A 13,755-nucleotide genomic window follows, 5' to 3' on the forward strand; every position below is an offset into this window, starting at 1 on the left:
GCGGCGCCCGGAGATACTGCTTGAACTTATCACAGACAGCTGGATCGTAGGCCTGCCCGGCCCCTGCCGGAAACCCGCGTTTTCTACTGTTCAGCCCGGAGTTGCCGGCTTGGCCGCCATGGTGGCCGGTGTCGCCGGCAGGACTTCCAGCACCTTCAGGTCGTCGGTGCTGAGCGCCGTGCCGGCCGCCGGCGTCGGGCCGGTCTTGACCTGCAATTCGGGGTGATGCTTGGCCATCTCGGCGCCATACAACGGCTTGTGCGCGCCCTGGTGGCAGGTGGCGCAGTTGACCTTGGCGACATCACCACCGGGGCCCAGGCGCGCGACCGGGAATGTGTCGGTCAGCGGCAGCATATGCTCCAGATTCAACTCGCGCGCCATGCGTATGCCATGCCAGGCGCTCAGGCGCGGCGGCGAGCTGTTGTCCCACTCGCCGAAGGCGCGGGTGTTGTGGCACTGGGTGCAGTTGACGTTCAGCGACTTGGACATGTGCATCATCAGGCTGTAGGTCCACTCCGTCTGCTTGATCGATTGCCGGTTGCCGTCCGGCAGGGCCTGCGTGCCGGCCACACGTATCGGCGCGTCGCCGAGCAGGAAGGCGCTGAAGGGATCGTTGGGCAGGGACGCCAGACCGACACTGGCCGCCGGCGCGTTCTGGCCCGCCAGATTGCCGGCGAAGTTGTTCTCGCCCTTGGGCGCCAGCGGCTGGAACCAGACCTCCTTGGGCACCGGTTCGCCGCGGTGGCAGGTGAAGCAGGTGACGCCGGTCTTGGCGACATGGCTTTGCCAGTCGCTGTTGATCTTCTGCGTCATCTGCAGCATGCGGCGCGCGACCACCTTGGTGTAGAGCGAGTCGTCGGCGAAGTTCTGCACATTGTGGCAATGCACGCAGCCCTGCTTGGGCGACACCCAGTTGGTCATCGCCACCATGGTGCGGCTGAACTCGGCCACGCTCTGGTCGCCCAGCACCTTGACGTTCTGGTAGACCTGCCCGGCCTTGGGGCCGTCGGGCGAGGCCGGCTCCAACGGCGCCGGTGCCTCGTGCAGGGCGGCCTGCTCGGCCATCAGGCGCGGGTTGTAGACCTGCTCCATGCCGGTGCCGCGGTAGCCGCGCTGCACCGTGTCGACCGGCGGCCGCTCGCAAGCCGCGAGCAGCGTACACAGCAGGCCCAGCCCGATGAGGCGCAAGGATTGTCGATTCATCATGGCTGCTCTCCAGTCAACAAGGCGCCGGGCTGCACCGCCACCGGCATTTGCGCCGGCAATTGCGCCTGGATGGCCAGGCTCAGCGACGCTCCGCCGAAACCATTGCGCAGCAGGGTCCAGCAGGCGGCGCACCAGTGGTTCAGATGCTGGCGGCTCATGGCTTGGCTCCCAGCACGGCCGGATCGACGATGGGCTGGAACACCGCCGGGTACAGCGGCGCGACGCCATGCTTGACGGCCCACAGATACCAGTTGTCCACCACGGTGCCGGTCAAGAGGATGCCGATGCCGCCGGTCAGCGGGCACAGCACGGCAAACCACCAGGCCCAGCGGTGGATGGATTCCATCGTCGCGTTGAAGCCCATGGTCCAGCGCCAGAACAGCGCGGCCCGTTCGCTGGCCGTGCCGCGGTCGGTGATCTGCTCGATCTCGCGCTCGCCGCCGAAGCGGCTGACCGCCAGGATGGTGGCGCCATGCATCGCGAACAGCAGCGTGCTGCCGTACAGAAAGGCGATGCTGAGCATGTGGAAGGGGTTGTAGAACAGATTGCCATAGCGCAGCGAGAACGCTGCCGTCCAGTCCAGGTGCGGGAAGATGCCGAAGGGCACGGCCTCGCCCCAGCTGCCCATCAGGATGGGTCGGATGAAACCCAGCACCAGGTAGAGCCAGATGGCCGCGGCGAAGGCCCAGGCCACATGGGTGCCCATGCCGAGCTTGCGGGCACGCCGGTACATGCGGGCCCACCACAGCAGGATGGCCATGGTCAGGAAGAAGCCGGCCAGCAGCCACCAGCCGCCCTGGTTCAGCGGTGGCAGCGATAGGCCGTAGGCCGGCGGCGGCGGCTCCAGCGCCAGCCAGAACAGCTGGCGGGCGAACTGCACCGGATCCCAGCCGACCGAGGCCCACATATTCAGGCCGATGATCTCGATGGCAATGAAGCCGCAGATCAGCGAGGCAATGCCCAGCCAGCCGAGGTAGATCGGCCCGATCTGCGCATCACCGAGGCGCCCCAGCCAGTGCCAGTGCGCCCCCCTGCCCTCGCGCTGGTACTCGTCGCGCCCCAGCGGCACGCCGGGATAGGACGGCGCCGCGACCTGGACGCTGGTGAAAAGATTCTGATATTCCGCAGCCATGATGAGTCTCCTCGGCTTGTTGGACTTGTGCTCAGCGCCAGACCGGCAGGTTCAGCCACCAGCTCCACCACTCGGGCCAGCCACGGGTCCAGAAGGGGCCGCTGATGACGATGCAGACCGCGCTCCAGAAGCCGGCCGACAGGGCCAGGAACAGGCCCAGGCGGTGGATGCCCAGGGTGCCGATCGAGTAGCCGATGGCATCGCGGAAGAAGGTGTTCTCGTGCTCGGCGGTCTTGACCACCTCGCCCTTGGCCGGGTTGGTGGCCGACAGGATCAGCGCGCCGTGCAGGCTCAGCGCGAAGGTGGTGGCGAAGAAGAAGCTCACCGCCAGCATATGCGCCGGGTTGTAGTGGAAGTGCAGGTACTGGTAGCCGGTGTTGGACACCCAGTCCAGATGGCTCATGATGCCGTAGGGGAAGCCATGGCCCCAGGCCCCCATCAGCGCGGGCCGTATCACCACCAGCGTGACATAGGCCAGGATGGCCACCGAGAAGGCGAAGGGCACGTGGTAGCCGATGCCCAGCTTGCGGCAGATCTCGACCTCGCGCAGCGCCCAGGAGACGAAGGAACCGATGGCGCAGACGGTGATCAGCTGCCACAGCCCGCCCTCCATCAGCGGCGCCATGCCGAGACCGTATTTCAGGTCGGGCGGCGCGATATTGATCTGCCAGAGGTTCCAGGTGCCGCCCTGCGAGGCGCCCCAGACAATCAGCAGGATGCCGACCAGCGAGAAGAACGCCGTGGTCACACCGAAGAAGCCGACATAGAACGGACCTACCCAGAAGTCGAACAGATCGCCTCCCAGCAGGGTGCCGCCGCGTACGCGGTACTTTCTCTCGAAGTTCAGCATAGCCATGCTTGCCACCTCAGGTAGAGGGCGCCCGCGCCTGGCGGGGCCCTGTGCGGTCCGGCCACGGCGCGGGCCTCAACCCGCGCCGTGGCTTCGATGGGTCGAGGCCGGCGACTACTTCGGCGCCGGTGCGGGCATCGATGAGTTCTGGCTCACCGCCTGCGTCCTGGGTCCATCGAGCCAGTTGAACTTGTTGGTACTCAAGAGCACGAAGTGAATCACCAGCGCCAGTACGAACAAGAAAGCGAACAAGGCGACCAGCGCTCGGCGCGGGTCGAACAGCAACCAAATTCTCCACATGCTTATCTCTCCTAGTTAAGGTGCGACATGAAGGTGTAGACACCCGCCCTCACACCCTTGATCAGCGATTTCTCGCTCTCCGCGCCCGGGAACCAGCGACGCCACTTCAGCAACAGCAGCTGGGCGGCGACGGCGATCATCAGCACGAACACAAAACTCACGAAGAACAGCGCCTCGTAAGCCTTGGAGTCCTGCAAAGCCGCATGGTTGACGGGGACGGTGGTGATCTCAGCCATGACGGGCCTCCTTCAGCGATTCAGAGCCAGGGACGCCACATCCACACCAGCACATGGGCGACCACGGCAACCGCCGTAAAGCCGATGAAGCTGGACATGAAAATGCCGTGGAATTCCCGGGCCTCGTTCTCAGTCAGCCCGGATAACGAGCCTGTTCTGTTGTCAGCCATAGCGATAGCTCCTCAAAAAAGCCTTGCGGCCAGTACCGCGCAGCTCCCGCGCGGCAGGGACTTCCAGGGCAGAGAAGCCCCCGGCAAGACTGGTGTTCACGTGAGCGCTCCGATGGCTGCGGCGGCCAGTTGTCGGGTGTGCCCTTCGATGTCGTCAACGGCAACTGCTGCCGCCCCCCGCGCACGCGCCGCTGCCTCGGCGCGGTCGCGCAGGCGCTTGGCCGCCGAGATGCGCAGCAGCACCGGCTGCGCCTCCAGCAGCTCGTCGAGCAACTCCTTGGCTTGCTGCGTCCAGCCCATCTCGGGCAGGGCCCGGGCCGGCGTGGCCTCGGCCTGGTCGAGCTCGGTGCCCAGCGGCAGGATGTGGAAGAGCGCATCGAACAGCGCGTTGCAGAACTCCTGCACCAGATAGGTCGCGCCGGCATAGCCCATGAAGGGCGTGCCGGTGGCGCGGCGGATGATGGCGCCGGGGAAGGAGGCGGGAATGAAGGCGGGCTTCATCGGCCCTTTTCCCGGTCCAGTACCGGCCTCGGCCATATACATGCGCTCGTTGAAGCTGCCATACATCACCAGCGGCGGCTTCTGATGCACCAGCGCGCGGATCGCGTCGTTGTCGGTCTTCTCGCCGGGCTTGCGCGCCACCGCGAAATTGCAGGGCAGGCCCAGCTCGTCCTCGAAGAAATGCCGCAGCCCGCGCGCATAGGTCTCGCTGGCCACCACCGCAAAGCTGGCGGTGGCGAAGAAGTCCTGCGTGACCGAGCGCCACAGGTCCCAGATCGGCTTGATCGTCGTGTGCTTCTCGCGCTCGATGAAGGGCTCGGGGTCCAGATGCAGCAGGCGGCCCAGCTCGCGCAGAAAGGCGGTGGTGCTGTGCAGGCCGATCGGGGCCTGCAGCCAGGGCCGCTCCAGCGCCTCGCAAAGCATGCGGCCGAATTCGCGGTACATGCAGACGTTGACGTCGGCATGCACCAGGTTCGCGACATCGGCCAGATGGCTGCCCAGCGGGAAGACCATATTGACCTCGGCGCCTATGCCCTCGACCAGGCGGCGGATCTCGTGCAGATCGCTGGCGCTGTTGAACTGGCCGTAGCAGGGGCCGATCAGGTTGACGCGCGGTTTCTCGCCAGCGGGTCGCTGATCGAAGGGCGTGCGCGCCGGCACCTTTTTGACCCCATGTTCGGTCCAGAGCCAGAACATCGCGCGGTTCGCGCACTGCCACTGGTCCTCGTCGATGGTGCGCGGCAGAAAGCGCGCAATCGTCGTGCCCTCGGGCGTGACGCCGCCGCCAATCATCTCGGCGATCGAGCCGGTCACCACCACGCTGGGCAGGTCCGGGTCCAAGGTCGCATGGGCGCGTTTCATCGAGCCCTCGGTGCCTTCGCGGCCCAGCTGCTCCTCGGCCAGGCCGGTCACGACAATGGGCAGCTCATGCGGCGGCAAGGCGTCGGTGTAGTGCAGCACCGAGGTCACCGGCAGGTTCTCGCAACCGACCGGCCCGTCGATCACGACCTGCAGGCCCTTGATCGCGGTGAAGACATAGACGGCCCCCCAGTAGCCGCCGGCCCGGTCGTGGTCCAGCACTAGCATGTGGCGCTGCCCCATTCAACGCAGCGGCGAAAGCCGCAGTAGCGCGCCGCGATCGAGCGCAGCGGGCCGCGATGGGCGATCCGGCGGCGCGGCCGAGGAAGGACTCGCGCCAGGCAGACCAGGCGAGCGCTGCGAGGGTTCAGGTGATCGCACATCAAATCATCTCCTCCGCCTTGCGGCGCTTGATCAGCTTGATGACCTGGCGACGCGTGTCGGCCTTGAACTCGGGACGGTCGCGTGGCACTTCNTCCGCCTTGCGGCGCTTGATCAGCTTGATGACCTGGCGACGCGTGTCGGCCTTGAACTCGGGACGGTCGCGTGGCACTTCTTCCCAGATTCCGGCCGCATGGCCTGAGCCCACCTCGCCAAAGAATTCGCGCATCTGGTCGAAGCGGTGCTTGTTGTTCATCGCCGCATTGACCACCTGGGCCAGCGAGCCGGCGCCGGCCGGGCCCATCAGCGGGCGGGCCGAGATCAGGTTGGTGAAGTACAGCGCCGGCAGTGCCAGCTGCTTGGCCTTCTGCACCACCGGCGTCGTGCCAATGGCCAGATCGGGCTTGCACTCGGCCAGCGCCGCCAGGTCCTGTTCCAGCGAGGCGCGGTACTGCACATGCACGCCGCGCGAGGTCAGCCATTCGCGGTCGGGGTCGCTCCAGCGGGTGCGCGGGCAGGCGGTGCCCACATAAGGCACCTCGGCGCCACTCTCGATCAGCAGTCGGGCCACCAGCAGTTCCGAGCCTTCGTAGCCGCTGACCGTGACCCGACCCTTGATCGGCGAGCGCGCCAGCGCGCCCCGTATTGCCGGAAGAAACTTCTGCTTGGCCGCGTCGATCAGCGCCTGCGACACGTTGGCTGCAATGCCGATGGCCTGCAGCCAGGCTTCGGTGCCGTCATGGCCGACCGGCGCCGAGCCGATCACCGGCCGGCCGGCGGCCTCGAACTCGCGCACGCAAGCGGTGTAGAAGGGATGGATGGCCGCAGCCACCGTGCAGTCCAGCGCCGCATAGAGCTCGCGCCACTCGCGCGTCGGCACGACAGGGCCGGCCGCCAGGCCCATGGGCTCCAGCAGCATGCCCAGCACCACCGGGTCGGCCGGGAACATCTCGCCGAGCAGGCTCACCGTGGGCCGGCCGGTCTGCAGCTTTTTCTCGCGCCAGCCGGTCGGTGCGGCGACCGGCCCGGCCTCGGCCTCGCCACGCGCGTACTTCAGCATCGCTCCGGCCAGCACATCCTTGGCCTCGGCATGGGTGGGCACGCCGAAGCCCGGCACATCGACCCCGATGATGCGCACGCCCTGGATCTGCTTGGGCAGCAGCTGCAGCGGCACGCCGCTGGCGGTGGGCACGCAGAGATTGATCACGACCAGCGCGTCGAGCTTGGCCGGGTCGGCCTGGGCATGGACCGCGTCGCGGATGTCCTCGAACAGCTTGCCGGTCACCAGGCTCTCGCTGTTGAAGGGCACATAGCCGACGCTGCGCTTGGCGCCGTAAAAGTGGGAGGTGAAGGTCAGGCCGTAGACGCAACAGGCCGAGCCGCTGAGGATGGTGGCGGTGCGCCGCATGCGCAGGCCCACGCGCAGCGCGCCGAAGGCCGGACACATGCTCTGCGGCTGGTCGTGCGGGCCCTTGGGGTAGTCGGCGGCATAGCGCTCCAGGGTCTCGCGCGTGGCGGCGCTGTTGGCCTTCCCTGCGGCCAGGGCGAGTTCGGGAGCGGCGTGGCAGTTAGACATGATCAGGCCGCGTCGTAGATCACTTCAAGCGTCGGCTTGATCAACTCGGTCTTGCCGACCATGTCGAACAGCGTCGCCGGTTCCATCTTGAAATCGCGTCCGGTGACCTCGGCCGAGAACAGGCCCAGCAGCTGGTCCTGGGTCTGCGGCTTGGGCCGCACCGGCGGCGCCTCGCCGACATTGGTGGCCAGGGTTTCGAACAGCGAGGCCCACTGGGTGCCGGGCCGGCCGATGATTTCGTAGCTGGCGCTCTTGCGGCGGATGTCCTCGTGCGCGGGGATGGCTGCCAGCACCGGGATGCCCACGGCTTGCGCGAAGGCGGCGGCCTCGCCGGTGCCATCGTCCTTGTTGATCACCATGCCGGCCACGCCGACATTGCCGCCCAGCTTGCGGAAGTACTCCACCGCGCTGCAGACGTTGTTGGCCACGTACAGGCTCTGCAAGTCGTTGGACGCAACGACGATGACCTTCTGGCACATATCGCGCGCGATCGGCAGGCCGAAGCCGCCGCAGACCACGTCGCCAAGGAAGTCCAGGAGCACGTAGTCGAAACCCCAGTCGTGGAAACCGAGTTTTTCCAGCGTCTCGAAGCCGTGGATGATGCCGCGCCCGCCGCAGCCGCGGCCGACCTCCGGGCCGCCGAGCTCCATCGCATAGACGCCGTCGCGCTTGAAGCAGACATCGCCGATGGCCACCGCCTCGCCGGCCAGCTTCTTCTTCGAGCTCGTCTCGATGATGGTGGGGCAGGCCTTGCCGCCGAACAGCAGGCTGGTGGTGTCGCTCTTCGGGTCGCAGCCGATCAAGAGCACCTTCTTGCCCTGCTGGGCCATCATGTAGCTGAGATTGGCCAGCGTGAAACTCTTGCCGATGCCGCCCTTGCCGTAGATCGCGATGATCTGCGTGGTCTTGGTGACCGGGCCGGTGGCCACGGCATCGGGCTCGATGGCGGCCTCGGCGCGCAGTGCGTCGGACTGACTGGCCCCGCGTTGGAAGACCATCGGCGCAAGCGCCGGGATGCTCGTGTTGCTCATGCGTGGTGTCTCCAGTCCAGAACCATCTTCAGGCAGCCGGCATCGTTGAAGGCTTGGCTGTAGGCGCTGCCGGCCTGCTCGGCCGGCTCGCAGTGGGTCAGCAAACCGTCCAGCGACAGCCGGCCGGCGTGCAGCAAGGCGTTGACCGCCAGCATGTCGGGCCGCGTCCATTCGGCGGCGACGCGGATGCGCGCCTCGCGCATGAAGGCCGGCGCAAAGTTCAGCGACAGCGGCTTCGAATAAAAGCCCGCCAGCACCACCTCGCCGCCGGGCGCGAGCCGGGCAATCAGGCTGTCCAGCAGGCCCGAGTCGCCGCTGACGTCGTAGATGGCCTTGTAGTCGCGGCGCTTGTCCTCGTCGGGGTGGGTGACCGTGTAGCCCACGGCGCTGTCGGCGCGCACCGGGTTGGTCTCCCAGACGGTGAAGTCGGTGATGCCGGCCGCCACATTCATGCGCGCCAGCAAGCGCCCCAGCACGCCATGACCGACGATCAGGTCGGGCGGCGCAAACGGCACATCCTGGCCGCCGCCGGCCACGCTGTGATAAGCGGTCGCGGCCAGCGCCAGCAGCACCGCCTGCTCGCCGAGCTTTTCCTCGACCGGCACGACCTTGGCACCGGGCACGACCAGGCGCGAGGCCGAGCCGCCGAACAAGCCCTTGACCTCGCCGAAGCAGCGCGCGCCGGGCACGAAGACCCGCTGGCCTATCCACTGCGTGCTCTGCGGGCTGACCGCGATGACACGGCCGACCGCCTCATAACCCGGCACCAGCGGGTATCCCATGCCGGGGAACATCGGCATGGTGCCGGTCCAGATCAGGCGCTCGGTGCCGGTGCTGATGCCGCTCCATTCCACCTCGACCACCACATCGCCGTCTTCCATCGCCGGCAGCCGCAGCTGAGCGAGGCTCAGATGCTCGGGGCGGTCAATCACCACGGCCAGGGTGTTCATCAGCGGATCTCCTGAGGACGGAATCTCTCGATCCCATGAGTCATCTTAAGCAGACACAGCAAAACGTCAACTAATATTTACACTCAGAACTGTCAGCCCCGATCAAGCAGCAACAGGCCGGTCTGCAAAGGCATGCGGGTGCGCAGCCGCCGGACCCGGCCGAAGCCGGCCTGCATCGCCAGTTCACGCAGCCGCGCCTCGCTGCGCGGCCGGCCCTGGCCCATGGCCATCAGATAGAAACCGAAATAGGCATGGCCCATGGCCTCGGCCCCCGGCGTCTCGGCCAGCGGCTCGGCCAGCAGCAGCCGCCCGCCGGCAGCCAGGGCCTGGCGCACCGCGCGCAGCAGCATCAGCACCTGGGCGTCATCATGGTCATGCACGACGCGCAGCAGCGTGATCAGGTCCGCGCCCGGCGGCAAGGCGTCACTGAAGAAGTCGCCGCCCACGGCGCTGCAGCGCGCCGCCAGGCCGGCACGCTCGAAGCGTTCGCGTGCCCGCACGACCACACCGGGCAGATCGAAGACCTGCAACTGCAGGCCCGGTGCGTGCGCGGCCGCGGCGCAGGCAAACGCGCCGTCGCCACCGCCGACATCGAGCAGGCGGCGATGGCGCCGCAGCGGGTAGGCCTGCAAGACCTGCTCGGCCACCAGCGGCTGCGAGGCCGCCATCAGCGCCGAATAGGCGGCCAACTGCGGTGCGGGCAGACCGCCAGGCGCCGCCGATCCCGCGTAAGGCCAGAAGCCGGCCAGCTGCGCCGAGGCCGGCTCGCCGCGCAGCAGCGCCACCGGGTCCGCCAGGTCGCGGTACAGCGCGCCATGGTGCTCGACCATGGCCGCCACAGCGGTGTTGCCCACCATGGCGGCGCCCAAGGCGCCCAGGCCATAGCGGCTCTCAGAACGCGCGTCCAGCAGCCGCAGCGACACGGCCGCCAGCACCAGCCGCTCGGTGCCGGCCAGCGGCAGGCTCAGGCGCTGCGCCAGCGCGGCCAGCGTCAGCGGCCCCTGCGCGGCCAGCAGATCAAACAGGCGCAGCTGCACGCAGGCCAGCAGCACCTGCGAGTAGACAAAGCCGGCCAGCAGGTCAAACAGCGCCGCGGCACGCCGGCGCGCGATCCAGCGCGTCGGCACAAAGGCCTCGGCCCAGCGCCGAAAGCCGGCGCTGCTCAGCAGCCGGTCGCGCCAGGCCAGCGGCGCATCGCTCCAATGAGCCTGGGCTGTGCTCATCGCTCAGGCCGCCTGGACTTGCGACTCGGCTACCCGCTCCAGCAAATGCGGCGGCACCAGGCGCTCGGCCTCGTGCCGGATCAGCTGGCGAAACTGTGCCGCCCCCGGGCAGACCGGCACGGTCAGCAGGGTCGCCTGGATCAGGCGGTGAAACTCGGCCAGCGCGCCCTCCAGCCCCAGCTCGCGCGCCATGCTGGGTCGTCCCAGGGCCAGGTCTTGCCCACCGGGCTTGCCGGTGGCGCTGGGGTCCAGGGCCACGTCGCGGATGTCGTCGGCCACCTGGTAGGCCTGGCCCAGCTGCTCGCCTAAAGCGCGCCAGGGCGTGCCGTCGGCACCGGCCGCCTGCGCGCCGGCCATGGTGGCGGCGGCGAACAAGGCGCCGGTCTTGGCCTGCTGGTAGTCGCGCAGCGAGAGCTGCGGCTCGCACTCCCAGGCCTGGCCGGCGACGATACCCATGGGCATGCCGACACCGTGGCAGACCGTGCGCAGCAGCGCCGGCAGGCGCGAGAGATGGCGACGCGCCCGGGCACCGAGCACCTCGAAGGCCGCGATGATCAGCGCGTCGCCGGCCAGCACGGCCAGCCGCTCGCCGAAGGCGCGCTGCACCGAGGGCCGGCCGCGCCGCGTGTCGGCCGCATCGAAGCAAGGCAGGTCGTCATGCACCAGCGAGGCGCAGTGCAGCAGCTCGATGGCCGCCGCCGCGCCCTCGCTGAGGCCGGGATCGTCCTCGCCGCAGGCCTGGGCCACCGCCAGGCACAGCGTCGGCCGGATGCGCGCGCCGCCGGGAAACACCGCATGCTGCATCGCGGCGGCCAGCTTCGGCGGATGGCCGCTTTGCAGACTGACGCTCAGGCTGGCGCGCAGCGCGCGCTCGATTCGGTCTGGATAGGGCATGTGCATGGGCGTGGCCTTTGCTGACGGAACCCGCAGAACGACCGTATGTCGCCAGCGAATTACATTAATATGTGTCAATCAGAATAGACACACATGGAGATTGCGTCAATGCGCGTCAACGCCCTGCCCTGTGCGCCGCTTCGTCCACCCCGGGTGCTGGTGGTGGGCGCCGGCATCGGCGGGCTGACGGCCGCAGCCCTGATGGCGCGCAGCGGCATCGAGGTGCAGATGCTGGAGCGGGCGGCCGCGCCCGGCGGCAAGATGCGCCAGATCGAGCTGGGGCCCCAAAGCCTGGACGGCGGCCCCACGGTGCTGACGATGCGCTGGGTCTTCGACGCGCTGTTCGAGCATCTGGGCCTGAGCCTGGATCAGCACCTGAGCCTGCGCCGCTGCAGCGTGCTGGCCCGCCATGCCTGGGGGCCCGATCAGCGCCTGGACCTGTCGGCCGATCTGGAGACCAGCGTCGCGGCCATTGCCGAGTTCAGCGGCGCGGCCGAGGCGCAGCGCTACCGCGCCTTCTGCGAGCGCGCCGGCGCCGTCTACCAGACCCTGGATCGGCCCTTCATGCAGAGCAGCCGGCCCACGCCCGGCTCCCTGGCCTGGCGCGTGCTGCGCCAGCAAGGGCCTTCCGGCCTGCGGCAGTTGCTGCGCATCTCGCCCTTCACCAGCTTGTGGACGGCGCTGGGCCGCTACTTCCATGACCCGCGCCTGCGCCAGCTCTTCGGCCGCTACGCCACCTACTGCGGCTCCTCGCCCTTCGAGGCGCCGGCCACGCTGATGCTGGTGGCCCATGTCGAGCGCGAGGCGGTCTGGCAGATTGAGGGCGGCATGTATCGGCTGGCCCAGGCCCTGGCCGCAGCCGGCCGGCAGCAGGGCGTGAGCTACCGTTATGGCTGCGAGGTGCGGCAGTTGCTGATGCGTGCGGACGGCGGGGTCGGCGGCGTCGAGCTGCAGGACGGCGAGCGCCTAAGCGCCGACGCGGTGCTGTTCAACGGTGACGCCCAGGCGCTGGCCAGCGGTCTGCTGGGCCGGCCGGTGCAGCAGGCGCTGAGCCTGCCGGCGATACCGCCGCCGCGCTCGCTGTCGGCGCTGACCTGGCACCTGCTGGCTGAGGTCGAGGCCGGCGGTTTCGAGCTGTCTCACCACAATGTGCTTTTCGGCCCGGCCGAGCACTACCGCGCCGAGTTCGACGCGATCGCCCAGGGCCACTTGCCCGGGACGCCGACCGTCTATGTCTGTGCGCAGGACCGCGCCGGCGATGCCAGCGGCCGCCCGCCGCAGCGGGCCGAGCGACTGATGTGTCTCGTGAATGCCCCCGCTATGGCCCCAGCCATGGCCCCCGCCAGCGCCCGCGCGCTGACCGAACCGGAGATTGCGCGATGCCAGCAAGGGATGTGGGATCAACTGGGCCGTGCGGGCCTGCGACTGAGGCCGAGCCCGCATGCGCCGCTGTGCACCCGGCCGCAGGACTTTGCACAGCGGTTCCCGGCGACCGGGGGCGCGCTCTACGGCCCGGCCAGCCAGGGCTGGCGGGCCAGCTTCTTCGCGCGCCCGGATGGCCGCACGAGGGTGCCGGGCCTGTTCCTGGCGGGGGGCTCGGTGCATCCGGGGCCGGGCGTGCCGATGGCGGCGCTGTCGGGTCAGCGGGCCGCCGAGCAGATCTGCGCGGCCCTGCATTCGACACGCCGCTGGGTGCGCGCGACGGACGGGGCCCTGCTTACGCCTGGTGGTATCTCGACGCGCTGAGCGACCCGCAGCCGGACGGCAGCGCCTATGCGCTGACCCTGATCGCCTTCATCGGCAGCGTGTTCTCGCCCTACTACGCCTGGGCGCGGCGGCGCCAGGGCGAGGCGGTGCGGCCCGCTGCCCATTGCGCGCTGAATATCGCGCTCTACCACCGCCCGCCGGGCCGCGCCGGCTACCAGCGCCTGTGGGCCATGACCGAGCGCGGCGAGCCGCAGCTGCGGCGCAGCGCCGAGCAGCTGCAGATCGGCCCCAGCCGTCTGGCCTGGCAGGACGATGGCACGCTGCAGATCGAGGTCGATGAATGGACGGCGCCCTGGCCCCGGCGCCTGCGCGGCCGGATCCGTCTGCAGCCGCAGTTGCTGCCGGGCCGGGCCTTTGCGCTGGACGCCGCCGGCCGGCATCTGTGGCAGCCGATCAGCCCGGCGGCGCGGGTCGAGCTGGATTTCGAGGCGCCGCGTGGCCTGCGCTGGCAAGGGGATGCCTATCTCGATGCAAACGGCGGCAGCCGACCGCTGGAGCAGGACTTCCACAGCTGGCAGTGGTCGCGCGCCGCGCTCGGCGGGCATGCGGGCTGTCGCGTGCTTTATGAGGTTCAGCCGCTGAGCGGCGAGCGGCGCGCGCTGGCGCTGGATATCGATGCGCAAGGGCGCATCGCCCAGCGGCCGCTGCCGCCCGACTGCCCGCTGCCGGGCACGGCCTGG

Annotated in this window: 15 protein-coding genes; 2 read left to right on the top strand and 13 right to left on the bottom strand. The window is 68.9% G+C overall.

Annotated features, from left to right (window positions below):
* Positions 1-90: 90 nt before the first annotated feature.
* The 13 genes from pufC to PO768_RS16110 form a co-directional block, all read right to left on the bottom strand.
* On the bottom strand, positions 91-1,206 hold the full coding sequence (pufC, locus tag PO768_RS16050) for a photosynthetic reaction center cytochrome PufC (protein WP_272646858.1): 1,116 nt from the start codon (positions 1,204-1,206) through the stop codon (positions 91-93).
* On the bottom strand, positions 1,203-1,364 hold the full coding sequence (locus PO768_RS16055; RefSeq protein ID WP_171018088.1) for a hypothetical protein: 162 nt from the start codon (positions 1,362-1,364) through the stop codon (positions 1,203-1,205). Before PO768_RS16055 ends, pufC begins: the two co-directional genes overlap by 4 nt.
* A complete protein-coding gene (gene pufM, locus PO768_RS16060; protein ID WP_137940793.1) occupies positions 1,361-2,338 on the bottom strand; it encodes a photosynthetic reaction center subunit M in 978 nt (325 codons plus the stop codon). Before pufM ends, PO768_RS16055 begins: the two co-directional genes overlap by 4 nt.
* A 31-nt stretch (positions 2,339-2,369) precedes the next feature.
* Positions 2,370-3,194 (bottom strand): photosynthetic reaction center subunit L, encoded by an 825-nt coding sequence (pufL, locus tag PO768_RS16065; RefSeq protein ID WP_137940794.1) that lies wholly within the window; start codon positions 3,192-3,194, stop codon positions 2,370-2,372.
* 108 nt (positions 3,195-3,302) lie between these two features.
* Positions 3,303-3,488: a light-harvesting antenna LH1, alpha subunit gene (gene pufA, locus PO768_RS16070; RefSeq protein WP_133701504.1), complete on the bottom strand. Its 186-nt coding sequence runs from the start codon at positions 3,486-3,488 to the stop codon at positions 3,303-3,305.
* A gap of 11 nt (positions 3,489-3,499) precedes the next feature.
* Positions 3,500-3,724 (bottom strand): hypothetical protein, encoded by a 225-nt coding sequence (locus PO768_RS16075; RefSeq protein ID WP_137940795.1) that lies wholly within the window; start codon positions 3,722-3,724, stop codon positions 3,500-3,502.
* Between the two features lie 20 nt (positions 3,725-3,744).
* Positions 3,745-3,894 (bottom strand): light-harvesting antenna LH1, beta subunit, encoded by a 150-nt coding sequence (gene pufB / locus PO768_RS16080; protein ID WP_137940796.1) that lies wholly within the window; start codon positions 3,892-3,894, stop codon positions 3,745-3,747.
* A 96-nt stretch (positions 3,895-3,990) separates the two neighbouring features.
* Positions 3,991-5,481 (bottom strand): chlorophyllide a reductase subunit Z, encoded by a 1,491-nt coding sequence (bchZ, locus tag PO768_RS16085; protein ID WP_272646859.1) that lies wholly within the window; start codon positions 5,479-5,481, stop codon positions 3,991-3,993.
* A 154-nt stretch (positions 5,482-5,635) separates the two neighbouring features.
* On the bottom strand, positions 5,636-7,210 hold the full coding sequence (gene bchY, locus PO768_RS16090) for a chlorophyllide a reductase subunit Y (protein WP_272646860.1): 1,575 nt from the start codon (positions 7,208-7,210) through the stop codon (positions 5,636-5,638).
* A 2-nt stretch (positions 7,211-7,212) separates the two neighbouring features.
* Complete coding sequence (locus PO768_RS16095; protein ID WP_272646861.1) at positions 7,213-8,241, bottom strand: chlorophyllide a reductase iron protein subunit X; 1,029 nt, start codon at positions 8,239-8,241, stop codon at positions 7,213-7,215.
* Positions 8,238-9,191, bottom strand: a complete 954-nt coding sequence (bchC, locus tag PO768_RS16100) for a chlorophyll synthesis pathway protein BchC (protein WP_272646862.1) — start codon at positions 9,189-9,191, stop codon at positions 8,238-8,240. The genes PO768_RS16095 and bchC overlap by 4 nt, the downstream gene beginning before the upstream one ends.
* A 92-nt stretch (positions 9,192-9,283) precedes the next feature.
* Positions 9,284-10,414, bottom strand: a complete 1,131-nt coding sequence (locus PO768_RS16105) for a methyltransferase (protein ID WP_272646863.1) — start codon at positions 10,412-10,414, stop codon at positions 9,284-9,286.
* 3 nt (positions 10,415-10,417) lie between these two features.
* On the bottom strand, positions 10,418-11,314 hold the full coding sequence (locus PO768_RS16110; protein ID WP_269841764.1) for a polyprenyl synthetase family protein: 897 nt from the start codon (positions 11,312-11,314) through the stop codon (positions 10,418-10,420).
* Between the two features lie 102 nt (positions 11,315-11,416).
* Here PO768_RS16110 and crtD point away from each other — a divergent pair, with 102 nt between their 5' ends.
* Complete coding sequence (gene crtD, locus PO768_RS16115; RefSeq protein ID WP_272646864.1) at positions 11,417-13,054, top strand: 1-hydroxycarotenoid 3,4-desaturase CrtD; 1,638 nt, start codon at positions 11,417-11,419, stop codon at positions 13,052-13,054.
* Between the two features lie 59 nt (positions 13,055-13,113).
* Positions 13,114-13,755 (top strand): carotenoid 1,2-hydratase (locus PO768_RS16120; protein WP_272646865.1); only part of this gene is annotated, 642 nt, incomplete at its 3' end.

Source organism: Paucibacter sp. XJ19-41 (assembly GCF_028462495.1).
In the GTDB taxonomy this organism is placed as follows: Bacteria; Pseudomonadota; Gammaproteobacteria; order Burkholderiales; family Burkholderiaceae_C; genus Roseateles_E.